Here is a 26,481-nt window from a genome sequence, read left to right as displayed (position 1 = left end):
GCGGATGAAAAACGTCCCCCGGAATATTCCATCGAACAGGTTCTAGTGACCGCACCGGAAGATGGCTCTCCCCTGCCCTTCCTGGCCGGCTATCTGCACAGCTTCGCCTATCTGGAAGATGTCGGTTGAATATCTCGCACGAAAATATGATATAGTCCCCGCCTGGATTGGCGCGGCAATCGCCGCGCAAATGTTTGGTGATGCGGCTTTAGCTTCAAAAGCTGTCTGCCTCTTGCTTAGCCGCCACTGCATTCCCGATGATCCGGGTTTTCCTGCTTTTGCGGAACATATCGCCTTGCGAGCCGGCTTTGGTGGATATCAAGGTTATCTCGCCAATGGCTCCTTGGTCTCTCACGGAAATGGCCGCTTGCTTGGTGCCCACCCAAACCTTGCGGCCATCTCGCGTATCGAGGGGGTGGTGGAATACAAACGTGAAGGCCTCAGCGGATGGGCTGTCCGGCCAGCATGGCCTGGCCAGCCTCCACGATTGCGTTTGGTCGATGCAACCGGGCAAACATTATCCGTAAAATGTGGAAAACCTCTTCCTCTGGAAGATACCTCTCCTTTCCTGCCGCGATACGCTTTTCGTATTTCCGCGCGTACGATAAAGGAGTTTCAGCCTCCCTTTACCTTGTCTGGAGACAACAGCCCCCCGCTACTGGGCAGCCCGATCGATCATCGTCCTCTTCAGGCCATACCCGTTTGCGCTTCGACACGAGGGGCTTCTCCAAAACGTCTTCCGCATCCCGCCACTCTCGCCTTGGTGATGCCAGTTTATGGCGGAAGTGACGAAACACAAGCCGCCATTCGCTCCGTTCTGGCAGCCGCCACGCCCGGCACCAAATTCATCGTCGTAAATGATTGTTCACCTGAACCATCCCTGACCAGATGGCTTGAAAAGCTGGCTCTCAAGGGCAAGATCGAACTCTTGCATCATACCAGAAATTTAGGTTTTTGCGCCGCCGCCAATACCGGCCTCATGGCCGCCGCTGGATGCGATGTGTTGCTCTTGAACAGCGACATTCTGCTCCCACGGAAAACCATCGAAACCTTGCGCGCAATTGCCTACTCCGCCCCAGATATCGGAACCGTCACGCCCTTATCGAACGAAGCGACTATTTGCGGTTATCCATCGCCGAACGTCTCCAACTCAATGCCGGACATGAAAACGGCAAATCTGTTTGATCGCTTGGCCAAAAAGATCAATGGTTTGGCCTGGGTAGAGGTACCAACAGCTGTCGGGTTTTGCATGTATATCAGGCATGACTGCCTGGAGGCGACAGGGCGGTTCCGAACCGAGATTTTCGCGCAAGGCTATGGAGAAGAAAACGATTTCTGCCTGCGCGCACGGCAGCTCGGATACCGCCATGCCGCCGCGCTCGGGGCCTATGTGGCGCATAAAGGTGGCGTATCCTTCAAAAGTGCCGCAAATGCATTAATTCTTAGAAACCTGAAGATCCTCAACAAATTATTCCCTGGTTATCAGGACATGATCTCAAATCATGTCAAACTAGACCCAGCCTCTCCCGGCCGCTCGGCCTTGGATGAAGCTAGGCTGCGCCACGCGCGGATAAACCGCAAATCCGTTTTGCTGATCAGCCATGCCCATGGCGGCGGTGTCGCAAAACAAGTCCAGAACTCCATGTCCTCCCTTCGTCAACAAGGCTTCTTTCCGCTCTTGCTAACGACGGAGTTTCCAGAAAATCCGGAGAAAACGCCTTACCCGTGGCGGGCCTTGCTCTGCGAGGGTGTTTCCGAGGATTATCCAAACCTCACCTTCACACTTCCCAGCGCCCTGCCCCAACTTATCAAGCTATTACGCACACTGAACGTCGTTCGGGTGGAGCTTCACCATATGCTCGGGCAACATGAAAGCGTTCGTGAAATCGCATCTTCACTAAATCTTGCCCAAGACATTATCATACACGACTATGCGAGCTTTTGCCCGAGAGTGAATCTGCTCAACCGCCCTGAAAAGCACACGAATCCACGCTATTGCGGAGAACCCGATATGGCTGGTTGCACTCAATGTTGCCAGGCAGACAAAGCCAACATCTTCGAGACCTTGCCAATCCCACAATTACTAAATCGTTCACATGAAGAATTCATGAAAGCCCGCCGGGTTATAGCCCCGTCTATGGACACGGCCCGGCGCCTTACACGGCACTTTCCCGATATAACGCCTCACATAACGCCTTGGGAGGATGACACCCTCCCCACAAGCCTGAAAAAACCTCGGTCCGGTCAACGCAAAATCGTGATACTCGGAGGAATAGCCCCCGCTAAGGGGCTGAATATATTGCTTGACTGCGCTTCAGATCTGCAACGCCGCCACTTGCCTCTTGAATTCATCGTGATCGGTAGCAGTTCCGACGACGATGCTCTTTTGTCGGCGGGCATCAAGGTCACGGGCGCCTACAAGCCTGAGACGCTCTCTGACCTGATCGAGGAAATCCAGCCTGACTTGGCTTTTATCCCGTCGATCTGGCCAGAAACATGGTGTTTTGTGCTTGGGGAGGCCTGGAAAGCCAGGCTTCACACAGTGGTCTTTGATCTTGGCGCTCAAGCTGAACGTGTTCGCGCCACGGGGCGGGGGGCGATTTTGCCACTCGGCTTACCCCCTGAACGGATCAACAATGCCTTGTTAAATGTCAGTTTCTGATTTTTTTCTTCTTCCACGTTGAGAAGCATGCCGTCCAACGCTTTGCTACAGAAGCTATTTCTGCAACAATACGTAAAGATCAGATCATTAGGGAACAATGATGGCCGCTGTCAAAACCGCCTCCGCTCAGACCAAAAAAGCGCCGAGCGAACCACCGGCTAACAGCACGACAGCGGAAAAAGCTGGCGCCCAACTACAAGAGCTCAAGGTTACCGGCCATCTGATGGCTCTCCCGCCTGGGCTTTTCTGCTTTGTTAACGAAATGAATCCTGGCGCGGCAATGCATAACGGCATGCCCGGCGTCCGCATTTCTCCTCCGCCAATTGGCGGACAAAATGTGGAAATTTCCGGCTTTCGATCGGATGGGTGGCTCAGCGCGGAAGGCGATGCCGTACTGGTCCGAATCAAAAACAAGCCGGCGCAGGTTCTGGTGACGATCTATCAGCTAGCCAACCTGCCAGACGCTTCGCCGCGGCTGCAAGTACGCCAAATACTTGGTGAGGCAAACATGCCCGCCCCCGCCGCACCGCCCTCAGGTCAACAGGCCCAGCCCATCCCAGCAGATTTCATGGCCCACATCCAAACCCGTGGCGACATAGGCGCTAAGTTCGGTGAATGGCTAGGAGACAAAGGCAGCCAGAATTGGATTGAGGGCTTCGCCATCAATGCCCCTGAGGGGATTTTGCCGTCAGATTTCAGTTATCAGGCCGTGCTGGGCAGAGGCTGGCTGTCTCCTTGGGTCGATGCTGGCGACTATTGCGGCTCTCGTGGCATGGCCTTGCCGCTATTGGGACTGCGTATCCGCCTTACCGGTGAAGCCCTGGAACAATATGAAATCAGCTACTCGGCGACCTTTGTCGGCGGAGGAGTTGCCGGGCCAGTTCGCAATGACGAAACATGCGAAGCAGAAACATTGGCTCCGCTCGAATCCTTTCAGATTATTCTGACGCCACGCGGGCGCAAAAGCAGCAAACCAAAAAAGTAAATTCGTAAGCAGAGGCGATCGTGAATTTTTTATTCGTGCACCAGAACTTCCCTGGGCAGTATGTTCATCTTCTGCGGAGCCTTCAGGCCGACAATCAAACATACCCCGGCACGCATGAAATTGTTTTCATGACCGAGCCAAACAAAAACCATCTCGATGGCATAAGAAAAGTCACCTATTCCAGGCCGCCTCCGCCTCCTCAAGCTCTGGCCCCGGCAGCACGGGAGTTTGAAAGCGCCGCCATACGCGCGCAAGCGGGCTACCAAGGCGCCTTGCAGATCAAGGCTCTCGGCTTCAAACCCGACATCATCATAGGGCATCATGGCTGGGGGGAAATGCTCAACCTATGCGATGTGTTCCCCGGCGTCCCCATCCTTGGGTATTTTGAATTCTACTACAGAATCCATAATTCGGATGTGAATTTCGACCCTGAATTTCAGATGGAGGAAGCCCGCTTTGGATCGGTTCGCGCCAAGAACACGATCAACCTGCTAGCCGTCGCGTTGGAACAATGGGGGCAAACACCAACACACTGGCAATACGATACTTATCCGGAATGGTCAAGAAATCAGATCCGCATCATCGAGGAAGGGGTGGATCTGCAATATTGCGCACCAGATCCGGCGTTACGAAAAAAGAACGTGACTGTCGGAGCTTTAACCGTGACACCACGGCAGAAACTTCTGACTTTCGTATCCCGTAATCTGGAACCCTATAGAGGGTTCCATACATTTATGAGAGCTCTGCCCAAGCTGTTGGATGAACGGCCTGATTTGGTGGTGTCAATCGTCGGGGGGGATGAGGTTAGCTATGGCGCACCACCGCCCAATGGCGGCAGCTGGAAGGATGTGTTGCTGAAAGAAGTCGGAAATCAAATCGACCATTCGCGCGTGCACTTCATGGGCAAGGTACAATATTCCGATCATCTGACCTTGCTGAAACGTTCAGACGCCCATGTATATCTCAGCTATCCGTTCGTGGCCTCTTGGTCCTTGCGGGAGGCTCTGGCTTGCGGCTGTGTCGTCATCGGCGCCGACAGCGTGACCGTGACCGAGTTCATTGATCATGGAATGAATGGTCTCATAACCCCCACCCTTGATTCAAAAAATTTAGCCGATACCGTCTTACATGCCTTGGCGGACGAAAAACTCTCGTCTCAATTGCGGAAGGGAGCCCGAACTTATGCTGAAAAACATCTCGGGATGGATGACTATATAAAACGCTATCGCGCTTACATCGAGGAAATCGTGGGGCGCCCTCTGGTCTCTTCCCTTCCTTCTTCCACGGCGGCTCCAAAAAAGACCCGGCGAAAATCCACCAACTAAACAACAGCCTTCACAATGAAATCCGCTGGTTCGTCTGGAACCGTAACAGCCTCCATCTGGCCACAAGAAGTGCCAGCAAGGTAATAATAGCCGCTAGAATAAGATAAAGCCCCGGACTGCGTGGATCTCCGGTCATTGAAATCAGTTCGGTGAAAATAAATGGCGAGGCTCCACCAAAGAACGCAATTCCCAAGGCATATCCAGTCGACAAACCAAGCCCTCTTTCGGCCATGGGGAAAACGAGCCCCATGAAGCCATTCAAAGGTGCATTGTAAGGCAGTCCCAATATCGCAAACACGAAGGGTATACAAAAAAGCCCCCAATGACCTGGCCAAACGGCCAATAGGGCAAATACCGGATAAGCCATGGCAGCCATCGCCAAGCATGACAAAATCATGGGCCAAGTCTGATGCGTGACATCAAAATGCTTGGCGATAAATAATCTCAACGGCGTCAACAACAAGAAGAACACATAAAGCAGGCAAACGCTTCCCAAAGCCTTATTCGTCTGTATTCCTAGCTCAGTCGCCGCATATGTGGGCAGATACAGCACCAAGTAAGTCTGAGCCGTACCAATCGCCACCATGCAGGCGACAACAACAATTCCAGAAACAGGCAAGCGCGCCATTCGTGGTCTCACGCGCTGTTGTTCCAAAAACACCGGTGCATCGCCGATTCTCCGCCTCAGCAAGAAGGCTCCCACACCACCGAGCGCACCAAGCGCAAACGCGACCCTGAACGGCTGTATATTCCCGGGAAAATGCTGTTGAGATGTCAAAACCCAAGCCACGCCGGCCGCTAATAGCCCAGCCAAATTCTGGCTAACACCCTGCCAACTAGCCGCCTGTGTCTCCGCGCCACCAGAATGTTCGATCATGAGCGCGGTGGAACTGCCAAACTCCCCCCCCAGAGCGAAACCTTGAAGCAGACGCGCAACAAGCATCCCCAACGGGGCCAAAATACCAACCTGCTCATAACTTGGCAGCAACGCCATCATAAGCGTGGCGGCACTCATCATCGTGACCGCCAGCATCATGCAAGAGGCACGGCCTTTTGCATCAGCATAGGCTCCAAGAATGAGCGCGCCAACCGGCCGGGCAAAAAAGGAAATCGCAAAAGTACCGTAGGTCAACAGCAATCGTGCCGTCTGACTATGACCTGGGAAAAAACTATTCGCCAAACTTAGGGCGAAAAATCCGTAAATAAAAAAATCATAGAATTCGAGGGCATTTCCCGCTGAGGCGGCGGCAATCATCCTTATCCGCGGCCCTTGCAAGCTTCGCATCGCATCCCCTTCATTCCAACCGGCCTAGTCCGATCAATATGAACCTAGACAAGCGCAATGGCAAAAGACGCAAAAACGGCGCCACAGATGGCGCCGTTTCCAATATCGCATCAGAAAGCTTGGATCAGCCTTCCGCTGCCTCCTTCTCCTTCCGCCCCCCCTTGGTGGCCCCTACCTTATCGGTGATGTCTTCACCGGTTTCCTGGTCAACAACGCGCATGGAAAGCTTTACCTTGCCGCGCTCGTCAAACCCGATCACCTTTACCTTGACAGCATCGCCTTGCTTGACGACATCTGTCGTCTTGGCCACGCGTCCCTGGGCAAGTTCGGAAATATGGACCAAGCCGTCCTTGGCACCAAGAAAGTTCACAAAGGCGCCAAAATCAGCGGTTTTCACAACCTTCCCGGTATAGATCACGCCAATTTCCGGCTCCGCCACAATACCCTTGATCTTGTCTATGGCAGCCTGAATTTTCTTGTCATCACTCGCCGCGATTTTCACGGTGCCATCGTCATTGATGTCGACCTTGGCGCCGGTGGTTTCAACAATCTCACGGATCACCTTGCCGCCAGTGCCAATCACATCACGGATCTTTTCCTTGGGCACGTTCATGGTCACGATCTTCGGTGCATTGGAGGAAACTCCCTCACGCGACCCGGTAATCGCCTTGGCCATCTCTCCCAGGATATGCATGCGCCCACCCTTGGCCTGCTCCAGGGCAATCTTCATGATCTCAGGGGTGATAGAGGTAATCTTGATATCCATTTGAAGGGATGTGACCCCCTTCTCTGTGCCGGCCACCTTGAAATCCATATCGCCGAGATGATCCTCATCGCCCAGGATATCAGACAGCACCGCAAAGCCCTTATCTTCCTTGATCAGGCCCATGGCGATGCCAGCCACAGGCTCTTTCAAGGGCACACCGGCATCCATCAGCGCCAGTGAAGTGCCACAAACGGTCGCCATGGAAGAAGAGCCGTTTGATTCCGTGATCTCGGAGACAACACGCAACGTGTAGGGAAATGCTTCCTTACCCGGCAAAAGCGGATGGATGGCGCGCCACGCCAACTTGCCATGGCCAACCTCACGCCGACCAGGGGAACCCATGCGGCCAGTCTCACCCACGGAAAAGGGAGGAAAGTTATAATGAAGCATGAAATGCTCCTTGAACTCACCCTCAATCGCATCCACGACCTGTTCATCCTGCGCGGTGCCAAGCGTGGCAACGACCAGCGCCTGTGTCTCGCCGCGGGTGAACAAAGCAGAGCCATGCGTACGGGGCAAAACGCCAACTTCGGCCAAAATCGGCCGAACCGTCTTGGTGTCGCGCCCATCAATGCGCAGGCCGGTATCCAGGATCGCGTTACGGACAATATCCGCTTCCAATTCCTTGAAAAGCCCCTTGGCGGCATCGGCCTCCAAGCCTTCTTCCGTGAGTTTGGCCGCCACGTCCTTCTTCACCACCGCGATTTTCTCGTAGCGGATCTGTTTTTGCGTCTCCTTGTAAGCTTCCGTCAGTCCCTCACGTGCCAAGGCATCCACCCGGGCTTTCAGCAGCTTGGTCTCCTCGGCCTCTTCAGGAAGAGCCCAGGGCTCCTTGGCGGCGGCTTCCGCCAATTCGATAATCGCCTGAATCACTGGCTGGAATCCAGCGTGGCCAAAGGTTACAGCCCCTAGCATCACTTCTTCGGAAAGCTCGGAAGCCTCCGACTCCACCATCAGGACCCCCTCGGTCGTTCCGGCGACCACCAGATCCAGCACACTCTCCGAGGCCTCGCCAACGGTCGGATTCAGCACATATTCGCCATTGATATAGCCAACACGCGCCCCCCCCACGGGACCAAAGAAAGGAATACCTGATAATGTCAGCGCCGCGGAAGCCGCGACCAGTGCCACGATATCCGGATCATTCTCCAAATCATGGCTCAGAACGGTGACAATCACCTGCACTTCATTGCGGAAATTATCGGGGAAAAGCGGCCGAATCGGGCGGTCGATCAGGCGTGAAACCAGAGTTTCCCGTTCGGTCGGGCGGCCTTCGCGCTTAAAGAAACCACCGGGAATACGCCCCGCCGCATAGAATTTTTCCTGGTAATTAACCGTCAACGGGAAAAAATCCTGACCGGGCTTGGCACTCTTCGCGCCCACGACTGTCGCCAGAAGCACCGTATCCCCATAAGAGGCCACAACAGCGCCATCGGCTTGACGGGCAACCTTGCCTGTCTCCAAAATCAAGGTTTTGCCGGCCCATTCCATTTCCTTGCGGAAATATTTATCAAACATCTATAGCTCCCAAGAGCGGCAACGGGGTAGCCACCGATGGGATCATGCGCTTGAACCGGTTTTTCAGGCGGCGCCTCGGGCGGCATGGGTCTGGCTGGGGTATCGGACCCGCAACCACGGACCATGTGGCCGGAAACGCCGCGGGATTAAAATTTCCGGCGGCGGCGCGGATCATCCCGATGGCTTCCGCCCCGTTTTACCGCTTTCTACACGCACCAGAAGCGGCGCGATGGCCGCTCTGTAGCCGCTTTTTCCATCCCTGCCTAGTAAAGAACAGCGTTTCAGGGAGATTTCCGGGCCAGTGGCGCGATGAACTGTGGCTCGGTATCCCAGGGGAATAAAATCCAGGTATCCTGGCTTACCTCGGTTATGAATGTATCCACGACAGGCTTGCCTTGTTCCTTGGCGTAAATGGTCGCAAAATGCGCCTTTGGCAGCAAACCTCGTACCTGCCTAGCCGTCGTGCCCGAATCCACCAGGTCGTCGATAATCAGCCATCCCTCTCCGTCTCCCGCCGCGGCGGCCGGTTTTGTAACCAAGGGAGCGCCCCGTTGCTCATCATTATAGGTGACAACGCAAATGGTCTCGATCAATCGGCTTTCCAGTTCCCGCGCCACGATCGCGGCGGGTATCAGCCCACCCCGCGTGACCGCGACAATGCCCCTCCAGGGCCCCATGGCGTGCAAACGCCAAGCCAGGGCCTTAGCATCACGGTGCAGCTGGTCCCATGTGACAGTAAAGTAACGTTGTGCCATGGCGCATGCCATTAATGAACCAGCCCTCGCACGTCTACACCAACAATAGCAGGGAAGCCCCGAATACCACGAACGACACGAAAAAGGTCATAACGGTGAAGCCCATCACCCGCCTCATGCCGATTCCGGCGATCGCCAATAATGGCAACGCCCAGAAAGGCTGGATCATATTCGCCACCCCTTCCCCATAACCTACGGCTTGTGCCGCCGCCGCCATGTTCACATGGAGCGCCTGAGCCGCCGGAACAATGAATGGCCCTTGAACCGCCCAATGCCCTCCACCACTCGGTACGAAAAGACTGATGATAATGGAAGAAATATACCCCCAAAACGGAAGCGTCCCCGGAGTGGAAAAGGCAATGAACCATTTGGCGATAACGCCAGCCAAGCCGGTCGCCGTCATTATCCCCATGATTCCGCCGTAAATCGGATATTGCAGCAATAATGGACCCGTTACGCGTGCCGCTGAGTTAATTGCCTCAACATAGGCAACAGGCGTCCAGTGCAAGAGCAACCCCAAAGCCAGAAAAATGAGAATCAAGCTATTGATATCGAGGTGGAATTTGCCCGCCGTGATCTGCATGCCGAGATAGCCGCATGCCGCCAGCACCAGGAGCAGATTGAGAATCCATGCCCGATCCAGCCACCCGGCCAAACCAGCGGCTCGAACTCTTGGTTTCACGTCATCCTCTGCCGCCAACTTGGCTTGATCGGCCGGTTGTATCTCCTCCTGAGCAGGCTCCATGCGGGAAAACAACCAAGGTAGCACGATGAACAAAACAATGACGGGTACGTAGTTGAACGGCACCAGCAACGACTGGCTAAGCGGCACAATCTGCCCTGTCACCTTTTCAACGATGTTCAGCGCTGACCCTGGCGTGGCTTGCGCCAGGGCAATGGAACTGGAAAGCCCCGGTGGAAACATGAGAAATCCACTGTAAGCCGCCGCGAGAAGCCAAGCAAAATCAAGCCGGTGGCGTTTCGCAATTTCCCTGGCGAATACCGCCGAAGCGACCAATCCAAACCCCCAATTCAACCCCACCGTCACCAAAGAGAGCAGTAAGGTCAGGGCCACAGCGCTCCTGGATGTCTTCGGCACGCCGGCAAGCCAGCGCAAAAAGGCTGAAACAGGCACCGAACTGGTCAGCGCATACCCTGTCACTAGAATGAGCACCATCTGAAAGGCGAAAGGGAAAATTTTGAAAATTCCCTCATACCAACCTGTTATGATGTCTTGCCCGCTATGTTTCGGTGCCAAGCCAAATGCCAGCAATGCTGTCAAAATACTCAACAACAAGGCAAAAACAAACGGTTCGGGCAGAAGCCGTTCAAACATATAGACGAAACCACTCGTCATTCGCGCCAGAGGCGTAACCCGCCGCGTCTCAGACATCAGCAACTCCCTTGTTCTATGCGGGAAGATGGAACTCCCGCTTAAGAACAAGAAATTTGCAAAGTTAGTGCCTTATCGCAATAGTAAAAATCATACCGTGAACTGCTCCGTGATAATTCGCTCCGACAAAGCTCGATCCGGATCGAACAACACCGTCGCTCCCAGATTTCGATCCTCATTCACCGCGACTGAAATCACATCCCTGACCTCGGTGAAGTCCGCGACAGCCGCAACAGGTCTCTTATCCGGCTCTAGCACCTCGAACAGAACATCCACCGTCGAAGGCAATAACGCCCCCCTCCAGCGACGGGGACGAAAGGCGGAAATGGGCGTCAGAGGCAGCAAATTCGCCGAAAGCGGGACAATTGGCCCATGCGCGGACAAATTATAAGCGGTCGATCCGGCGGGCGTGGAAATCAATACCCCATCGCAAATCAGTTCTTTTAGCCGCTCCCTGTGATCGACCGAGATACGTATCTTCGCGGCCTGCCGCCCCTCACGCAGCAGGGAGACCTCATTCAAGGCCATGGCCTCCTCGACAACCCCGGAAGCCGTCACGGCATGCATCCTCAAGGGGTGAAGTACCGACGACAAAGCATGCTTGATGCGCTCCGGCAGGTCAGCCTCATTATATTCATTCATCATGAAGCCAACGGATCCGCAGTTCATCCCGTATACCGGCAAGGAACCGCCGAGAACCTGATGCAGGCATTCCAGCATCAACCCATCGCCACCCAGCGCCACGATCGCCTTGGCTTCCTTGACGGGATAATCGCCATACCGAGCAATAAGCCTCTGCTTGGCGGATGCGGCGCTCGCTGTCTGCGCCGCTATGAAAGCGAGTTTCATACCAGCCTACGGTGCTCCAGAACCGGCATATTGGCGCGGACCCTGGCCGTCAAAGGCCGGTCGATGGAAGCAACCGCCCACCCCAGCCCGTCAGATGCCTTGGCCACGACATGCCCCCAGGGATCTGCGATCAAGGAATGGCCATATGTGAAACGCACATCCCCGTTAGCCTCATTATACGCTCCCGTACAGCCAGCGGCCGCGATCCAGCATTGTGTTTCAATTGCCCGCGCCCGCAAAAGCACTTCCCAATGGTCCTTGCCCGTCTGCAAGGTGAATGCCGCCGGTAGAATGATCAACTCCGCCCCCTTGCGGCGTAGCTCCAAAAACAGTTCCGGAAAGCGCAAATCATAACAAATCGCCAACCCCGCCATTACACCGCCGACATCAACGGTCACAACCTGCTCTCCGGCCCCGTATAACGCGCTTTCACGATAACCTTGACCATCTGGAGTGGTAATGTCGAAAAGATGGATCTTCCTGTATCTGGCCAACTCCCTGCCCTCGGGACTGAATACGAGAGAGGTGTTGAAAATACGCTCCCCGTGGAGTTCTCCTATGGAACCGCCATGAACATAACAGCGATTTTCAATCGCAACCCGGCGCAAGAACTCATACGCGTCTCGGCCTTCTTCTCCTGGAAGAGGTAAAGGCTCCGCCGCCGCGATTTTCTGATCCCTCGTCCCTCCCAGACATGTCCATATTTCCGGCAAAACAATCAGATCTATTTTTTCGCTCGCCATTACCCCCTCGATCAATGAGCGGGCTTGAGCGATATTCCGCTCCTTATCCGCGACTGGCGACATTTGAATGACGGCAACACGCATATCGGCCCTCTCGCTCTCCGGGGATGCCCATGACAGACAATCCTTTCATCATTCTACTAGGCAGGCTTCCACTTCAAGGGGCCAACAGCCCTGACACGGAATATATTGTCACGCCGTCAGCCCGCCTCTCTGGCCAATCATAGGCCCTCACCCCCGCCACAAGCCGCTGGTCAGTTCCCGGAGCAACGATCAGTTCATCAACATGAGCCGCGATGCAATATAAGCGCAAGGCACGCAGGGTATCCGGGCCGATTGTCCCGAAGAACAGCTTCATCATTGGAGTGTTCTCCTGCAATCTCGCGGGCGGAAATACCAGATACCCTCCAGCCTGGGAAAAAACGAAATCGCTGGTCATCTGCCAATACATTGACGGGCTAAAAATCCCGAAAGGCAGAATGAGCACCCTCTTTCCAACTCCGATCGTCTTTTCGATATTCCCGGCTTCAAAGAATTTCAAAGTCGGAATGGCCTGAATGGGGGCTTGTGCTGGCCACAAGAAAACCACTGCTAAAACCGCAACAGCCCATTTCCAGGCGTGAGGTGCGTGTGCCAGCCAAAGTGAAACAACGACGGCCACAATCAGACTTGCATAGAGCATAAGCCGCGCTGGCAGCGCATTTCCGATCAAGGGTAGCTTGACCACTAACGCCCAAGGCAAGGGAATGCCAGTTTCCCTGCTCCCCAAAACCAGCATCGGCCCGCAACTGGCCAACAATATTCCACCAAACAAAAGAGGAAGAAACCAACCGGCCCGCCGTAGATAACGCCACAAAACAAACAGAACAGGCAGCCCCAGATATGCTCCCTGCTCACATAAAAGCCCTGAATAATGCCGGCTAACGGGCAGAAAAAATTTTCCACCCAATAAGGTTGATTCGGTGGGAAGAAAAAAATTCACCAAGTCCGTCGAAAAAAATTCCGGCCATAATTTTGGCAGGGCCATGTCATGTGGTTTCGAGAACATCGCGTACAACATTGGCGACAACAAAACACATGAAAAAAGTATGGCCAGGACTGCATCAACCGCGAAGCTTGCAAGACGCTCCCTCTCTTTCTTCAACGTCACCCATGCCAAACTCCATGCGAATGCCGCCATAACGATTGAAGTGGCAAAAATTTCCAGGGATATTCCCGCTTGTGTGGCCAAAATCAGGCCCATTCCCAAAACAGCCGCAAGACGCCCTATGTGCGCATTCAAGCGCTTCAATGCCAGCAAGACCAATAATGGAATCAGAGCTGTCCATTCCAAGTTCAATTGCTGATTCATATGCGCCATCGCATAGCTCGAAAACCCGAACAGCCAGCCGCCGAAAATCGATGCCAAGGGGTTTTTGCTTAAGTACAAGCATAATGCATATGCGCTTAACGCCGCTAAAACAGGCGCTGACAACATCAGCATATCGTATGTGAGAACAGGGCCAATCGTAATGGTGAAAGGAGAGGCCAACAGAGCCAATGCTGGAATCGACGTCGTCCAACCCAGGTTCAACCCCTCAGGCTGCCAGACCAAATGAGTAAAGAGAGGATCTAAATGATGAGCCAGTGCATGCGGCCACCATTTTAGAAACCACATATAAATGAACGGATCCGAGCCACCACCCAGCAGGTCGTTATTCAGGTTCGCGCCATGCCATCCCACGGCCAAGGATGAACCGGCATACAGCAGAAACGCCGCTGCATGCCAGGCCCAACTCGGTATACGAAGCCCCCCCTTGCCTTCCCCTACCCTCTCCATGCGGAGAGTCCCGCAATCATGCCCTTCCATTCAACCACGCGGAAGCTCAAGCCCGGCCGCCCGAATCCTGGCGGCTTCCTCGTCCCATCCCGGCCTTTCAACAACGCGCAAAAACAAATCGACTTTCGTTTCCAACAACCGTTCCAGTTCGCGGCGGGCCCGGCTCCCTATTTCCTTAATCCTCGCCCCTCGCGCACCAATCAGAATCGCCTTGTGCCCTTCGCGCGCAACATAAATAACAGCCTCAATTCGAATTGACCCGTTCTTCTGTTCCTTGAAACTTTCCGTTTCAACAGTGGTTCCATAAGGAACTTCATCTCGCGTCTGCAAAAATATCTGCTCTCTGACAATCTCCGCGGCCAGCAATCTGTCCGGGACATCCGTCATTTCGTCTTCCGGGTATAAAAACACCCCCTCGGGTAACTTACCCATGCAAAACGTCAGCAATTCCTCAATGCCATCGCCCGTCTGAGCGGAAATCATGAAAACCCGCTCAAAAATCGCAATCTGCGTCATGCTTTGCACCAGGGGAAGCAGGTTCTGACGCTCAACCAGATCAATCTTATTGAGCACAAGCGCTATTTTAGCGCCCCTCTCCGCCAGTTTGGTCACGATCTCCCGAACATCCGAGGTCAAGCCTTTTTTGGCGTCCAACAGCAACAGCAGAATATCCGCCTCGCCTGCCCCATTCCAAGCCGCTTCGACCATGGCTTGGTCCAACCGCCGTTTCGGCGAAAAAATCCCAGGCGTATCGACAAAAATCATCTGCGTATCGTCACGAACCAGGATCCCCAGAACACGCGCTCGCGTCGTCTGTGCCTTGGGACTGACAATGGAAAGCTTTGCTCCTGTCAGTTTGTTCAGCAATGTCGATTTCCCCGCATTGGGAGCACCGATCAAGGCTATGAATCCACATCTGCTCATTCCGGCAGCTTCCTCAATAAATCTCTTGCCGCTTCCTGTTCAGCCGCCCGTTTCGCCCCCGCCGCCGCGGATGCGCTGGCATCGCCAACGCTGACCTCGACGACAAATTTCGGGGCATGCGACGGACCAGACCGCTCTAAAATCTGATAATGCGGCAAGGGCAAGGCCCGTTTCAAAGCCCATTCCTGTAAAGCCGTTTTTGGATCTTTCGGGGGAGCGGCCTGTTCTTCCACGGCTTGCGCCAACACACGCCGGACAAAGATTTTCGCGGGTTCCAATCCCGCATCCAAGTATAAAGCGCCAATCATGGCTTCCACAGCATCGGCCAGCACATTGGCCTGAGTGCTAACGCCACGCTTAGCTTCTCCCGGTGCCACACTGAGCATGGAACCGACGAGATGCTCCTCCGCGACTGCCGCCAAGGACGGTTTGGAAACAAGCGCCGCGAGCCTTGGCCCCAGCTTGCCTTCTTGCTCGCTCGGGAAGCGCTCAATCAACCATTCCGCGACGACCAGCCCCAGAACCCTGTCTCCGATAAACTCCAACCGCTCATTTGATCCAACTCCCTTGGCACCGGCAGCTGAGCGATGAGTCAACGCCTCCACCAGCAAAGCTGGGCGCTGAAAGACATGCCCCATGAAAAGCGAGGCTTTTTCAAGACGGGTCACCGTATGGTGTGGAACATCCGCCCCCAGCGGATCTCGAATGGCCACTGCCAAACCTCCCAGAATGGATGCTTCAGATCGATAGAGAAGAAAATAATCACGGCTGGGCCAATCAGGTTTTCCACCGGAACATACCCCACGGGACCGTCCAGAAACCGTGAATCTTCCGAATTATCCCGATTATCACCCATCACGAACAAATGGCCCGGAGGAACGGTATAAAGCGGTGTGTTGTTGGGATCGATGCCCCCTTCATCCTCGGGGCCGTTCGTTAGTTTCAAAATCGAATGAACAACCCCACCCGGCAAGGTTTCCTTATAATCGCGCGCGACGACGGGGGAACCAGAACTCGTATCGACGTAATCGCCAATATCGACGCGTGGCACGAGCTTTCCATTGATATAAAGCTGGCCCTTGGTCACCTGCACCGTATCCCCAGGCAGGCCAATCACGCGCTTGATATAATCTTCATTAGGCGCTCCCGGAGGGCGAAAGACCACAACGGCGCCACGTTTTGGCATACTCCCAAAAATCCGACCCGAAAACCAATCGGGCGCGAAGGGAAACGAGAAATGGGAATATCCGTAGGCAAATTTATTGACCACCAGATAGTCCCCCACCAACAAGGTTGGAACCATTGAGCCAGAGGGAATGTAAAATGGTTCGAACAGAAATGTGTGAATGCCGACGGCGATCAACCCGGCATAAACAATGGTTTTAACGAACTCAACCAACCCACCGGAATTCTGCTCGCGCCGTGCCATTTAACCCCTGTTTCCTAATCGATTGGCGCATCAAACCCGCACCGGGCCGGATGTCAAGAAACAGCACGTATCTTCATAAAACTCGAACTATAACCATCTGATTTTACTTGATGTTACATGCCGTTAACTCATCTACGCTTGCGAGATCAAGTCAAACAGGTGCAGAGAGGCTCCGCCTGCATCAAGCCTGGAGTATGAGTCGCCCATGTTGAAACAGTTCGGCCTGTCCGGAACCGCCTTAGCCATATCCTTGGCTATTGCTTCTCCTGCTTTGGCCACCCCTCCTTCAACCGCCTCCAACTCTGGCGGCGACACAGGTAAAATCGGCGCGACAGCGGCTCCAACCGGGCCCGTACCGGTCCCAAGCAGCCCCGCCGGGGACAAATCCACCCCCACCCCGCCGTCACTTCCAGACATGACGGCCTATGTGCTGATGGATGCCAAAACCGGAGCCATCCTCGCTCAAGCCGCCCCGCACATGCAAATTCCACCAGCTAGCCTCACCAAGCTAATGACGGCTCATCTGGTTTATCAAGCAATCCAGCATGGCAGCTTGAAGCTGAATCAGGTTGTCCCCGTCTCTGTCAACGCATGGCATCAGGAAGGGTCGACGATGTTCATCGACCCCAATTCAGTGGTCACGGTTGACCAACTTCTCCATGGGCTGATCATCGATTCCGGTAATGACGCGGCCGTGGCCCTGGCTGAGCAAGTGGCCGGCAGCACAGACGCCTTTGTGCAGATGATGAACGCGACAGCCTCCAAAATCGGCCTGACCGACACCAACTACACAAACCCAACAGGCCTGCCCGATCCAAACCTGCACACATCCGCCATGGATGTCGCCTTGCTGTCCCGTACCATCCTGGAAGACGAACCGGAAATCCTGCAAATTTCCAAGCTGAAAAGCTACACCTACGACAATATCAAGCAGCGGAGCTGGAATCCTGTACTGTTCAAGGATCCCACCGTGGACGGGCTGAAAACCGGCCTCACCCGGGAAAGCGGCCATTGCATTGATGCCACGGCTCAACGTGGAAATATGCGCCTCATCGCCGTGGTCACCGGCGGCCCTACCTGGGCCGCCAGCACGGCCGCCATCGAATCGCTGCTTGATTACGGGCAGCGTTACTTTCTGGATGCTCAGATCGCCACGGCTGGACAGCAGATCGATTTGCTAAAGAGCGATGCCCTGAATAGCGGGGAAGTTCCCGTCAGTGTCGGCCGCGACATTACCGTGACGATTCCCATGAATGCCAAAAACGCCGTCTCGCATAACATCACCTATACGGCGGACCTTGTACCCGGTGTCACCAAAGGCGAAACCCTGGGTACAGTGACCTATAGTGTTGATGGCAAAACCTTGGCCACGGCTCCCGTCATTGCCATGGCCGACTCTCCACGCGCCACTTTCTTTACAAAAATCAAGACCAAATTGCGGAAATTACTATGAGCGATACCCCACCTGACCGCCTCTCATCAGACCCAGCCAGCCAATATTTCAACGAAACATTATTGGACCGTGGAATCGGTGTCCGCTTCAACGGAGCTGAAAAAAACAATGTCGAGGAATATTGTATTTCCGAAGGCTGGGTCCGCGTGGCTGTCGGTAAAACCGTTGACCGCAAGGGAAAACCCTTAACCGTGAAATTCAAGGGCCTCGTGGAGGTATATTTCCGTAACTCTCCCACCGCATAATCAAGCCGTCCATGGCGGGGTAAACAAATCCGTTTATCCCGCTACACAACAGGCTTCCGTTACAAGCGGCGCCAATGTCCTGTATTCCCCAGCCCTAGGACTTCCCGCCCGCCAGGCAAGCGCGATGCTGCGCCACCCGCTTGAGCCTTCCAGCTTGCGTACCTCAACCCCCGTCCCTTGTACCAGCCCCGCCTCAACCGCCAGCCTCGGCACAAGTGTGATCCCCAAACCACCCGCTACCATTTGAATCAAGGTATGCAGGGATGTCGCGGCAAAGCGCTGCTCTTTCTCCCGTCCTACAACCGCCCCGCAGACAGACAGCACTTGATCACGCAGGCAATGCCCATCCTCAAGAAGCAGAAAATTTTCAGCCATGAGATCCGTCATGGCGATGCTGGTCCGAGCGGCCAGAAAATGTCCCGCCGGCAAGGCCACAAGAAAATCGTCTCTGGCTAAGGTTAGTGTTTCAACATTGCCGCAGGAACAAGGCTGCGCCAAAATCAACATATCCAGTTGCCCTGTATCGAGCTGGTCCAATAAGCGCTCGGTCTGATCCTCCCGCAAAAATAATTTCAACGCCCGGTAATGTTCCCGCAGCTGGGGCATCAGCTTTGGTAGCAGAAAGGGCCCGATCGTTGGTATAATCCCCAGCCGCAATGGACCAGACATGGGCGCGCGCGCCGCATCCGCCGTCTCCGCCATATCGGAAAGAGCGGCCAGGGCGATCCGCGCCTTGGCAACCAGTTCCAACCCCAACGGTGTGAAGACAGGATGCTTCGCCGCCGCCCGATCCATGATCTGTGTATCGAGCGCCCGCTCAAGGGCTAAAATGCCGGCTGAAAGCGTGGATTGCGAAACCGCGCACGCCGAAGCGGCGCGCCCGAAATGTCCCGTCTCAGCCAGCATCACCAAATAACGGAGCTGCTGCGGCGTCGGCAAATAGGCCACGCCCTTATACTCCGCTTCAGGCCGCCTCAGCCTCTGCTGGCGCCATGCGAATCAAATAATCGAACGCTGAAAGCGCTGCCTTCGCTCCATCTCCAGCGGCAATAATGATCTGCTTATACGGGACTGTGGTCGCATCCCCCGCGGCGAACACCCCCGCTAAAGAGGTCTCACCCCGTGCGTCGATCTCGATTTCCCCGCGCGGGCTCAGCGCCAACACGCCCTTCAACCATTCACTGTTAGGGACCAGCCCGATCTGTACGAATATGCCATCCAAGGCCAAACGATGAATCTCTCCGGAGATACGATCCTCATAGGATAGCCCAATTACCTTCTCACCATCCCCATGCACCTCAGTCGTCTTGGCGGAGACGATCATTTGGGTATTCGGCAGGCTTCTGAGCTTAGCTTGCAAAACAGCATCGGCGCGCAACTGGCTGTCAAATTCGATCAACGTAACGTGAGACACAATCCCGGCCAAATCGATGGCCGCTTCAACACCGGAATTCCCCCCGCCGATCACGGCAACGCGTTTGCCCTTGAAGAGCGGACCATCGCAATGCGGACAGTAGGCGACCCCTTTATTGCGATATTCCGCTTCACCGGGAACGTTCATCGTCCTCCAACGCGCCCCCGGCGACAGGATCAACGTCTTGGATTTCAAGACACCTCCCCCTGCGAGCTTCACCTCATATATGCCGCTTTTATGCGCGGGCGGAAGAATCGCTTCGGCCGTCTGGGCCTTCATGATGTCCACACCATATTCACGCGTGTGCTGTTCTAACGCCGCCGCGAATTTGGGCCCCTCGGTATGAGGAACGGAAATAAAATTCTCGATTCCAAGCGTATCCAAAACCTGACCGCCAAAACGTTCAGCCACAATACCTGTGCGAATCCCCTTACGCGCGGCATAAATCGCCGCGGCGGCACCAGCTGGCCCAGCACCGACCACCAGTACATCGAACGGTTCCTTGGCCGACAATTTGGCTGCTTCGCGCTCCACCGCGCCCGTATCGATCTTGGCGATAATCTGCTCAATATCCATCCGCCCCTGGCCAAAAGCCTGACCATTCAACAAAACTGTCGGGACAGCCATTATTTTTTGCGCCTCGACCTCGGCCTGGAAAGCCGCTCCATCGACCGCAGCGTGCGTGATATTCGGATTCAAAATCGCCAGCAGGTTCAGCGCCTGCACGACATCCGGGCAATTCTGGCACGATTGAGAGAAATAGGTCACAAAATGAAATTGACCTTCAATCCCCTTGATCTGCTCAACGATCTCCGGCGCGACCTTTGGCGGATATCCACCTGTTTGCAGCAGGGCCAGCACCAAGGATGTAAACTCGTGCCCCATTGGCAGGCCCGCGAAACACACACCACGCGCCGCACCTGAACGGCGAATTTCAAAGGACGGAACACGTTCGCCGTTTCCATCCAAACGCACGGTGATTTGATCGCTCTGCGCGGCAATATCGTTCAGAAGACCATGCATCTCCTGGGAAAGCGGGCCGTTATCAAGGCTCGCCACCAGTTCGATCGGTTCGGCGATACGGGCAAGGTAGGCCTTCAACTGGCCTTTCAAGCTGTCATCTAGCATAACGGCTCCGTTTGATCTGAAGTAACACCACCGCCAGCCGGGCCAATGCGGGCCCATGGCAATAACAGTGTTTCATGTGCTTCCGCTGGGATCCCAGCGGAAGCGTTCATTGAATTAGATTTTGCCGACCAGATCGAGGGACGGCGCAAGCGTTTTTTCGCCTTCCTTCCACTTGGCCGGGCATACCTCACCGGGATGAGCCGCGACATACTGGGCTGCCTTCACCTTACGGAGCAGTTCCTTGGCATCGCGTCCCACGCCGCCGGCATTGACCTCAATGATCTGAATCTTGCCTTCCGGATCGATGACGAATGTTCCGCGGTCGGCCAGACCGGCATCTTCGATCAGCACCTCAAAATTGCGGGCAACGACATGGGTCGGGTCGCCGACCATGACATATTCGATCTTCTTGATCGCGTCCGAGGTATCGTGCCACGCCTTGTGGGAGAAATGCGTGTCGGTCGACACAGAATAAATCTCCGCTCCGAGCTTTTTGAACTCGGCATAATTTTCAGCGAGATCTTCCAACTCAGTCGGACAAACAAACGTAAAATCGGCCGGGTAGAAAAAGACCACGGACCACTTACCCTTCAGATCGCCTTCGGTCACGGTGATAAACTTGCCGTTTTGGAAAGCCTGAGCCGTAAAAGGCTTCACTTCGGTATTGATCAAGGACATAAACTAGCTCCTTCGTGTGTGCTGGTTCGCAACGAGGAGTTATGTAACCCTTTTCTGAAAATCAAGGAAATTGATTTTATATGAATTTTTAATCGATTAAACCGATCAAACCACAAACAAAAAAGGGCCCCAGGGCCCTTTTTACTACAAGAATGTCTTAACCTTGCCGCTCAAGCATCAATTGCTTGACCTTGCCAATCGCCTTGGCCGGGTTAAGCCCCTTGGGACAGGTCTGAGTACAGTTCATGATCGTGTGGCATCGATACAGTTTGAACGGATCCTCTAGCGCATCCAACCTTTTGCCCGTGGCTTCGTCACGAGAATCCGCAATCCAGCGATAGGCCTGCAATAGCACGGCCGGACCAAGGTAACGATCACCATTCCACCAATAGCTGGGGCATGAAGTCGAGCAGCAGAAGCACAGAATACACTCCCACAAACCATCCAGCTCAGCCCGCTCTTCCTTGGATTGCAAACGTTCCCCGTCCGGCGGCGCCTGAGTCTCTGACTGCATCCAAGGTTCAATGGAGCGCAACTGCGCGTAAGGCTGGGAAAGATCCGGCACCAGATCCTTCACCACGGGCATATGCGGCAACGGGGTAATTTTCACGTCGCCCTGCACCTCAGCGATCGGCTTCAAGCAAGCCAAGGTGTTGGTGCCATCAATATTCATCGCGCAGGAGCCGCAAATACCTTCACGGCAAGAGCGGCGGAAAGTCAGCGAACTGTCGATCTCGTTCTTGATCTTGATAATCGCGTCAAGAACCATCGGTCCGCATTTATCCAGATCCACCTCATAAGTGTCCATCACCGGGTTTTTCCCGTCATCCGGGTTCCAGCGATAGACCTTGAACGACTTCACACGCTTGGCGCCCGCTTCGGCCTTATAGGTCTTACCTTCGCCAATCTTGGAATTCTCAGGAAGCGAAAATTCAGCCATGTTCCAGCCCCTTCCTTAGTAAACGCGTTTCTTCGGCGGGAAGACGGAAACCTCATTGGTGAGGGTCTGCATCTTCACCGGGCGGTAGCTCAAGGCAACTTCACCTGTCTCGGAAACCTGAGCAACCGTATGCTTCATCCATTCATGGTCATCGCGCTCAGGATAATCGTCATGCGCCTGCGCACCGCGGCTTTCCTTGCGGGCTTCGGCACCAACCATCGTGGCAACGGCATTGCCCATGAGGTTCTGCAACTCCAGCGCTTCCATGAGATCTGAGTTCCAGATCAGGGACTGGTCGGTGACGTGAATGTCCCCTAGCCCCCCCCAAATCTTCTCCATCTTCTGCACCCCCTCGGTGAGGGATTTGGAATTACGGAACACCGCCGCATGACTCTGCATCGTCCGCTGCAACTGGTCGCGCAATTCGGCCACCCTGGTGGCGCCCTTCGCATGGCGCGTCGCATCGAAACGCCCGAGAGACGCCTCGCCGGCCCCAGCGGGCAACGGTGCCTGAGTAGCCCCAGGCTTCACGACCTCAGCGGCGCGGTGCGCGGCCGCGCGGCCGAACACCACCAGATCGAGCAGCGAGTTAGTACCCAAACGGTTGGCGCCATGCACGGAAACACACGCCGCCTCACCCACAGCCATCAAGCCGGGCACCACGGCATCCGGGCTCTCGGCCGTCGGACGCAGCACTTCCGCGTGATAATTTGTCGGAATACCACCCATATTATAATGCACGGTCGGCAAAACCGGGATCGGCTCCTTGGTCACATCCACACCGGCGAACACACGCGCGGTCTCGGAAATGCCAGGCAGACGTTCATGCAGAATATCAGCACCCAAATGCTCAAGATGCAGCAGGATGTGATCCTTATGCACTCCAACGCCACGTCCCTCGTTAATCTCGATCGTCATCGAACGGGAAACCACGTCGCGGGAAGCCAGATCCTTCGCCGTTGGCGCATAACGCTCCATGAAGCGCTCGCCCTCGGCGTTGGTCAGATAACCGCCTTCGCCGCGCGCTCCCTCGGTAATGAGACAGCCTGCGGGAAAAATACCCGTCGGATGGAACTGCACGAATTCCATGTCCTGAACCGGAAGACCGGCACGGATCACCATGCCGCCGCCATCGCCCGTGCAGGTATGGGCGGAGGTGCAAGAGAGATAGGCGCGACCATAACCGCCGGTGGCCAGCACCACCATCTGCGCGCGGAAACGATGGATCGTGCCATCTTCCAGGCACCAGGCCATTACGCCACGGCACGCGCCGTCCTCGTCCATGATCAGATCAAGGGCGAAATACTCAACGAAGAACTCCGCATCGTGCTTCAGACATTGCTGATAAAGAGTGTGCAGAATGGCATGGCCGGTGCGGTCGGCGGCGGCGCAGGCGCGCTGTGCCGGCTCCTTGCCATATTCCTTCATATGGCCGCCGAAGGGGCGCTGATAGATCTTGCCGTCCTCGGTGCGGGAGAAGGGCACACCGAAATGCTCCAACTCGTAAATCGCCGGAACCGCCTCACGGCACATATACTCGATGGCGTCCTGGTCACCGAGCCAGTCAGACCCCTTCACGGTGTCATACATGTGCCAGCGCCAGTTATCCTCTCCCATATTGCCGAGCGAGGCACCAATGCCACCTTGCGCCGCCACTGTATGAGAGCGGGTGGGGAACACCTTAGTGATGCAAGCGGTCTTTAGACCAGCAGCCACCATGCCCAAAGTAGCGCGCAGACCGGAACCGCCCGCGCCAACCACAACCACATCATAAGTATGGTCAATAATATTATAGGCCCCGTTGGAGGGCTTGGAGATCGCGTTCATTGGGCCCCTCGTTCAGGAGAAAGCGAGTTTGAGGACGGAAACAGCGGATGCCAGCGCCAGGAAGATAATCACACCCTTGACCACAAGCAGGGCAAGCAGGCGTTTGGCTTCATTTGGCACATAGTCCTCGATCACCACCTGCACCCCCATGGAAAGGTGGTAAAACATGATGACGATCAGCGCGAGAAACAGCGCGCTGTTCCACGGCTCGGCCATATAGGCGGCCATGTGAGCACGGTCCGCGCCAAGCAGAATAATGACCGACACCACGAAATAAAGAGACAACGGCAGCAGGGCGGCAGCGGTCATGCGTTCCGCCCACCAGTGAGCCGCCCCGGATTTTGCCGAACCTAGACCACGCGCGCGGCTGAGAGCGCTACGGCGCATGGTGATCGAAGGTGTTTTATCTTGCATGCTCATCTCTCTCACCACACCAGAAAAGCGATGACCCAGAAAACGACGGTCAGCACGATCGTCGCCGCGAATGCCAGCTTACCGCTGCGATGCATGTCTGGAAGCTCAAAGCCCTTGCCAGCATCCCACGACAAGTGTCTGACACCATTACAAAAATGATAAAAGAGCGCCACCGTGAATCCAAACAGGACCAACATCCCGATCCAGGACGCAAAGAAAGCCTGGATAACTGAGAAAGCACCATCGCTGGATGCGGCGCAAACCAGCCAAAGCGTCATCAAAATCGTGCCAACCCCAAGTGCACAGCCAGTGATGCGGTGCAAAATGGACGTCGCCGAAGAGGTTTGGAACCGATAGGCACTGCCGAGCATAAAAGGAGAGATCGGCCGGCGGACAAGCTTGCCCTCGGAATTACGCCCTATCATGAGGGCTTCGCGGACATCCTTCATGGGAAACCTTTCTGTCAGGTCATTTCAGCCATTATGTTGCAGGTGCTTAGTCCCGGCGGCAGAGCCGGTCAACGATTCGGATTGAAACCCTGCCCTGCTTACATTCCCGAGGGCGAGATTTGATAAATCGAAACGGTCTTTTCGCACGCATCCTCCAACTCCAAACTTACCGGAACGCAATATTCCGCCAGCTTTTCTCCGGGACACATGGGGCTGTATTTACGACCGGGATCAGCCAGGAGAACGATACTGCATTTTGCTTGCCGCCACAGCCAAGGCAATATACTGGCGGACATCTGCCGCTCATAACATATATCGCCCGCGACAATCACATCCCAGCGCCCCTCGCGGCCAACAACATCCTCGCCCCTCACGGACAGATCAACTCCATTCAACGCCGCGTTAAGCGCCACCGCTTCAGCGGCGAGGGAATCAATTTCAGCAGCCTCAACCCAGCCCGCCCCGGCCCTCGCCGCCGCGATGCCGGCCAGCCCACAGCCTGCCGCAAAATCCAAAACCGATTTTCCGCGCACAATTTCTGGATTGTCTGTAATGTAACGCGCCAAAGCTTCCGAGCCAGGCCAGGCAAACGCCCAATAAGGTGGCGCAACATCATGAATTTGCAAAAATTCTTCCGTGGCCTGCCATAAAGGCGTCAACTCTGAGGCAAGGTAAAGCTTAATCTCCGGCACCAACGACGAAGCATTTACGACAGTGGTGGATTTGACGAAATTTCCAGGCTCCGCCCCCATCACCGCCTGTTCAGGCGGGTTGTTGGAATTTTTTTGAAATTACAGACGGATACACCTGATTAGTCTCACCGGTTTTTCCCGCGTGATAGGTATCCGAAAGTTCAGCCAACAGCCGCTCAATATGATCCCTTGCCCGTGTTTCTTTCGCCATGCGGGTGGCGGTAGGCCAAAGGAACAAGGAGGCCTGCATGCATATAGCCAAAGCCCCCAGCCCGTGCCTGCCCGTCGCAAAAAACGTCAGACAGGGAAAAGCAACAGGCGAGGGAATATATTTCATGCTAAGCTCCGGCTAAAAGCCAAAGTTGTATTCTGATTAACTGTACGTCAAGCAAGTTACGCAACCCATCAATCAAAAAAGCTTGAACTCCCGGCATTTAGCCAACGAAGCCATGGTAAACTACTATATATGATTGGTTCACCAGCCCCGCATCAACTCCCGCCGGCCCTGCCATCAATCCTCTTTTGACGGCGCGCCCGTTTTTTCCAAGGCCGCGACGCGTTGCTCCAGCTCGCAAGCCTGTTCCCTGGCGCGCCGCGCCAATTCCGCCATCGCCTCGAACTCCTCACGCGGCACCAAATCCAGCTTGCGCACCACCTCTTCCACCCTGGCCTTCACCAGAGCCGCCAGCTCCTCCTTCAGTCCCGCAAACGCGGAAACAGCTCCGCCGGCAACACCGGCCAGGTCATCAAAAAATTTCGGTCGTTCAGTCATCCGGCAGACCTTCTCT

The 26,481-nt window shown here is 55.0% G+C and carries 25 protein-coding genes; 5 read left to right on the top strand and 20 right to left on the bottom strand.

Annotated features, from left to right (window positions below; genetic code table 11):
• Window positions 1-118: 118 nt before the first annotated feature.
• The 3 genes from AB7D48_RS08650 (at window position 119) to AB7D48_RS08640 (ending at window position 4,972) form a co-directional block, all read left to right on the top strand.
• Entirely contained in the window at window positions 119-2,662 is a 2,544-nt protein-coding gene (locus AB7D48_RS08650) for a glycosyltransferase (RefSeq protein ID WP_427977767.1), read from the top strand.
• A 97-nt stretch (window positions 2,663-2,759) separates the two neighbouring features.
• Window positions 2,760-3,647 carry a hypothetical protein gene (locus tag AB7D48_RS08645; RefSeq protein ID WP_427977764.1) on the top strand — a complete coding sequence of 296 codons (888 nt, stop codon included), beginning with the start codon at window positions 2,760-2,762 and terminating at the stop codon, window positions 3,645-3,647.
• Window positions 3,648-3,667: 20 nt separating this feature from the next.
• On the top strand, window positions 3,668-4,972 hold the full coding sequence (locus AB7D48_RS08640) for a glycosyltransferase (RefSeq protein ID WP_427977761.1): 1,305 nt from the start codon (window positions 3,668-3,670) through the stop codon (window positions 4,970-4,972).
• A gap of 10 nt (window positions 4,973-4,982) precedes the next feature.
• Here the strand turns inward: AB7D48_RS08640 and AB7D48_RS08635 are convergent, their stop codons facing one another.
• From AB7D48_RS08635 to lepB, 10 genes are all read right to left on the bottom strand, one after another.
• Window positions 4,983-6,227, bottom strand: coding sequence for an MFS transporter (locus AB7D48_RS08635; protein WP_427977758.1), 1,245 nt, complete (start codon window positions 6,225-6,227; stop codon window positions 4,983-4,985).
• 154 nt (window positions 6,228-6,381) lie between these two features.
• A complete protein-coding gene (gene pnp / locus AB7D48_RS08630) occupies window positions 6,382-8,541 on the bottom strand; it encodes a polyribonucleotide nucleotidyltransferase (RefSeq protein WP_427977755.1) in 2,160 nt (719 codons plus the stop codon).
• A 281-nt stretch (window positions 8,542-8,822) separates the two neighbouring features.
• A complete protein-coding gene (gene gpt / locus AB7D48_RS08625) occupies window positions 8,823-9,296 on the bottom strand; it encodes a xanthine phosphoribosyltransferase (RefSeq protein ID WP_427977752.1) in 474 nt (157 codons plus the stop codon).
• Window positions 9,297-9,330: 34 nt separating this feature from the next.
• On the bottom strand, window positions 9,331-10,689 hold the full coding sequence (locus tag AB7D48_RS08620; RefSeq protein ID WP_427977749.1) for a TIGR00366 family protein: 1,359 nt from the start codon (window positions 10,687-10,689) through the stop codon (window positions 9,331-9,333).
• Between the two features lie 90 nt (window positions 10,690-10,779).
• Window positions 10,780-11,538, bottom strand: a complete 759-nt coding sequence (locus AB7D48_RS08615) for an NAD kinase (protein WP_427977747.1) — start codon at window positions 11,536-11,538, stop codon at window positions 10,780-10,782.
• On the bottom strand, window positions 11,535-12,365 hold the full coding sequence (locus AB7D48_RS08610) for a carbon-nitrogen hydrolase family protein (RefSeq protein WP_427977744.1): 831 nt from the start codon (window positions 12,363-12,365) through the stop codon (window positions 11,535-11,537). The genes AB7D48_RS08615 and AB7D48_RS08610 overlap by 4 nt, the downstream gene beginning before the upstream one ends.
• A 73-nt stretch (window positions 12,366-12,438) precedes the next feature.
• Window positions 12,439-14,130 (bottom strand): hypothetical protein, encoded by a 1,692-nt coding sequence (locus tag AB7D48_RS08605; protein ID WP_427977742.1) that lies wholly within the window; start codon window positions 14,128-14,130, stop codon window positions 12,439-12,441.
• Window positions 14,131-15,024: a GTPase Era gene (gene era, locus AB7D48_RS08600; RefSeq protein WP_427977735.1), complete on the bottom strand. Its 894-nt coding sequence runs from the start codon at window positions 15,022-15,024 to the stop codon at window positions 14,131-14,133.
• Window positions 15,021-15,662, bottom strand: a complete 642-nt coding sequence (gene rnc / locus AB7D48_RS08595) for a ribonuclease III (RefSeq protein WP_427977775.1) — start codon at window positions 15,660-15,662, stop codon at window positions 15,021-15,023. The genes era and rnc overlap by 4 nt, the downstream gene beginning before the upstream one ends.
• Before the next feature lie 26 nt (window positions 15,663-15,688).
• The gene (gene lepB, locus AB7D48_RS08590; protein WP_427977732.1) at window positions 15,689-16,453 is read right to left on the bottom strand and encodes a signal peptidase I; all 765 of its coding nucleotides are present in this window, start codon (window positions 16,451-16,453) and stop codon (window positions 15,689-15,691) included.
• 205 nt (window positions 16,454-16,658) lie between these two features.
• On the opposite strand from lepB, the gene AB7D48_RS08585 reads away from it, so the two are divergent.
• Window positions 16,659-17,906, top strand: a complete 1,248-nt coding sequence (locus AB7D48_RS08585) for a serine hydrolase (protein WP_427977729.1) — start codon at window positions 16,659-16,661, stop codon at window positions 17,904-17,906.
• Entirely contained in the window at window positions 17,903-18,151 is a 249-nt protein-coding gene (locus AB7D48_RS08580; protein WP_427977727.1) for a DUF3297 family protein, read from the top strand. Before AB7D48_RS08585 ends, AB7D48_RS08580 begins: the two co-directional genes overlap by 4 nt.
• 33 nt (window positions 18,152-18,184) lie before the next feature.
• On the opposite strand, the gene AB7D48_RS08575 is transcribed toward AB7D48_RS08580, so the two are convergent.
• The 10 genes from AB7D48_RS08575 to AB7D48_RS08530 all read right to left on the bottom strand — a co-directional run bounded on the left by AB7D48_RS08575 (window position 18,185) and on the right by AB7D48_RS08530 (window position 26,465).
• Window positions 18,185-19,099: a hydrogen peroxide-inducible genes activator gene (locus AB7D48_RS08575; protein ID WP_427977724.1), complete on the bottom strand. Its 915-nt coding sequence runs from the start codon at window positions 19,097-19,099 to the stop codon at window positions 18,185-18,187.
• Window positions 19,100-19,115: 16 nt separating this feature from the next.
• Window positions 19,116-20,693 (bottom strand): alkyl hydroperoxide reductase subunit F, encoded by a 1,578-nt coding sequence (ahpF, locus tag AB7D48_RS08570; RefSeq protein ID WP_427977721.1) that lies wholly within the window; start codon window positions 20,691-20,693, stop codon window positions 19,116-19,118.
• Between the two features lie 114 nt (window positions 20,694-20,807).
• Window positions 20,808-21,371 carry an alkyl hydroperoxide reductase subunit C gene (gene ahpC, locus AB7D48_RS08565; protein WP_427977718.1) on the bottom strand — a complete coding sequence of 188 codons (564 nt, stop codon included), beginning with the start codon at window positions 21,369-21,371 and terminating at the stop codon, window positions 20,808-20,810.
• Window positions 21,372-21,528: 157 nt separating this feature from the next.
• Window positions 21,529-22,311 carry a succinate dehydrogenase iron-sulfur subunit gene (locus AB7D48_RS08560; RefSeq protein WP_427977716.1) on the bottom strand — a complete coding sequence of 261 codons (783 nt, stop codon included), beginning with the start codon at window positions 22,309-22,311 and terminating at the stop codon, window positions 21,529-21,531.
• Window positions 22,312-22,326: 15 nt separating this feature from the next.
• Window positions 22,327-24,138: a succinate dehydrogenase flavoprotein subunit gene (gene sdhA, locus AB7D48_RS08555; protein WP_427977714.1), complete on the bottom strand. Its 1,812-nt coding sequence runs from the start codon at window positions 24,136-24,138 to the stop codon at window positions 22,327-22,329.
• Window positions 24,139-24,150: 12 nt separating this feature from the next.
• Window positions 24,151-24,558, bottom strand: coding sequence for a succinate dehydrogenase, hydrophobic membrane anchor protein (sdhD, locus tag AB7D48_RS08550; RefSeq protein ID WP_427977712.1), 408 nt, complete (start codon window positions 24,556-24,558; stop codon window positions 24,151-24,153).
• 5 nt (window positions 24,559-24,563) lie between these two features.
• On the bottom strand, window positions 24,564-25,001 hold the full coding sequence (gene sdhC, locus AB7D48_RS08545) for a succinate dehydrogenase, cytochrome b556 subunit (RefSeq protein WP_427977710.1): 438 nt from the start codon (window positions 24,999-25,001) through the stop codon (window positions 24,564-24,566).
• A 98-nt stretch (window positions 25,002-25,099) separates the two neighbouring features.
• A complete protein-coding gene (locus tag AB7D48_RS08540; protein ID WP_427977773.1) occupies window positions 25,100-25,753 on the bottom strand; it encodes a class I SAM-dependent methyltransferase in 654 nt (217 codons plus the stop codon).
• 10 nt (window positions 25,754-25,763) lie between these two features.
• Window positions 25,764-26,030, bottom strand: coding sequence for a hypothetical protein (locus AB7D48_RS08535; protein ID WP_427977708.1), 267 nt, complete (start codon window positions 26,028-26,030; stop codon window positions 25,764-25,766).
• Window positions 26,031-26,204: 174 nt separating this feature from the next.
• Window positions 26,205-26,465, bottom strand: coding sequence for an accessory factor UbiK family protein (locus AB7D48_RS08530; protein WP_427977705.1), 261 nt, complete (start codon window positions 26,463-26,465; stop codon window positions 26,205-26,207).
• Window positions 26,466-26,481 lie beyond the last annotated feature (16 nt).

This window comes from Acidocella sp. (genome assembly GCF_050253495.1).
GTDB lineage: Bacteria > Pseudomonadota > Alphaproteobacteria > Acetobacterales > Acetobacteraceae > Acidocella.
Note: the sequence above shows the minus strand (reverse complement) of the source record. Positions and strands in the feature narration are given on the sequence as shown.

Bases quoted from the DNA above. Each gene is read 5' to 3' on its own strand.
- AB7D48_RS08650 (WP_427977767.1), top strand. From the start codon at position 119: ATGTCGGTTGAATATCTCGCACGAAAATATGATATAGTCCCCGCCTGG.
- AB7D48_RS08645 (WP_427977764.1), top strand. From the start codon at position 2,760: ATGATGGCCGCTGTCAAAACCGCCTCCGCTCAGACCAAAAAAGCGCCG.
- AB7D48_RS08635 (WP_427977758.1), bottom strand. From the start codon at position 6,227: ATGATTGCCGCCGCCTCAGCGGGAAATGCCCTCGAATTCTATGATTTT.
- pnp (WP_427977755.1), bottom strand. From the start codon at position 8,541: ATGTTTGATAAATATTTCCGCAAGGAAATGGAATGGGCCGGCAAAACC.
- gpt (WP_427977752.1), bottom strand. From the start codon at position 9,296: ATGGCACAACGTTACTTTACTGTCACATGGGACCAGCTGCACCGTGAT.
- AB7D48_RS08620 (WP_427977749.1), bottom strand. From the start codon at position 10,689: ATGTCTGAGACGCGGCGGGTTACGCCTCTGGCGCGAATGACGAGTGGT.
- AB7D48_RS08615 (WP_427977747.1), bottom strand. From the start codon at position 11,538: ATGAAACTCGCTTTCATAGCGGCGCAGACAGCGAGCGCCGCATCCGCC.
- AB7D48_RS08610 (WP_427977744.1), bottom strand. From the start codon at position 12,365: ATGCGTGTTGCCGTCATTCAAATGTCGCCAGTCGCGGATAAGGAGCGG.
- AB7D48_RS08605 (WP_427977742.1), bottom strand. From the start codon at position 14,130: ATGGAAGGGCATGATTGCGGGACTCTCCGCATGGAGAGGGTAGGGGAA.
- era (WP_427977735.1), bottom strand. From the start codon at position 15,024: ATGAGCAGATGTGGATTCATAGCCTTGATCGGTGCTCCCAATGCGGGG.
- rnc (WP_427977775.1), bottom strand. From the start codon at position 15,662: ATGGGGCATGTCTTTCAGCGCCCAGCTTTGCTGGTGGAGGCGTTGACT.
- lepB (WP_427977732.1), bottom strand. From the start codon at position 16,453: ATGGCACGGCGCGAGCAGAATTCCGGTGGGTTGGTTGAGTTCGTTAAA.
- AB7D48_RS08585 (WP_427977729.1), top strand. From the start codon at position 16,659: ATGTTGAAACAGTTCGGCCTGTCCGGAACCGCCTTAGCCATATCCTTG.
- AB7D48_RS08580 (WP_427977727.1), top strand. From the start codon at position 17,903: ATGAGCGATACCCCACCTGACCGCCTCTCATCAGACCCAGCCAGCCAA.
- ahpF (WP_427977721.1), bottom strand. From the start codon at position 20,693: ATGCTAGATGACAGCTTGAAAGGCCAGTTGAAGGCCTACCTTGCCCGT.
- ahpC (WP_427977718.1), bottom strand. From the start codon at position 21,371: ATGTCCTTGATCAATACCGAAGTGAAGCCTTTTACGGCTCAGGCTTTC.
- AB7D48_RS08560 (WP_427977716.1), bottom strand. From the start codon at position 22,311: ATGGCTGAATTTTCGCTTCCTGAGAATTCCAAGATTGGCGAAGGTAAG.
- sdhA (WP_427977714.1), bottom strand. From the start codon at position 24,138: ATGAACGCGATCTCCAAGCCCTCCAACGGGGCCTATAATATTATTGAC.
- sdhD (WP_427977712.1), bottom strand. From the start codon at position 24,558: ATGAGCATGCAAGATAAAACACCTTCGATCACCATGCGCCGTAGCGCT.
- sdhC (WP_427977710.1), bottom strand. From the start codon at position 25,001: ATGAAGGATGTCCGCGAAGCCCTCATGATAGGGCGTAATTCCGAGGGC.
- AB7D48_RS08540 (WP_427977773.1), bottom strand. From the start codon at position 25,753: ATGGGGGCGGAGCCTGGAAATTTCGTCAAATCCACCACTGTCGTAAAT.
- AB7D48_RS08535 (WP_427977708.1), bottom strand. From the start codon at position 26,030: ATGAAATATATTCCCTCGCCTGTTGCTTTTCCCTGTCTGACGTTTTTT.
- AB7D48_RS08530 (WP_427977705.1), bottom strand. From the start codon at position 26,465: ATGACTGAACGACCGAAATTTTTTGATGACCTGGCCGGTGTTGCCGGC.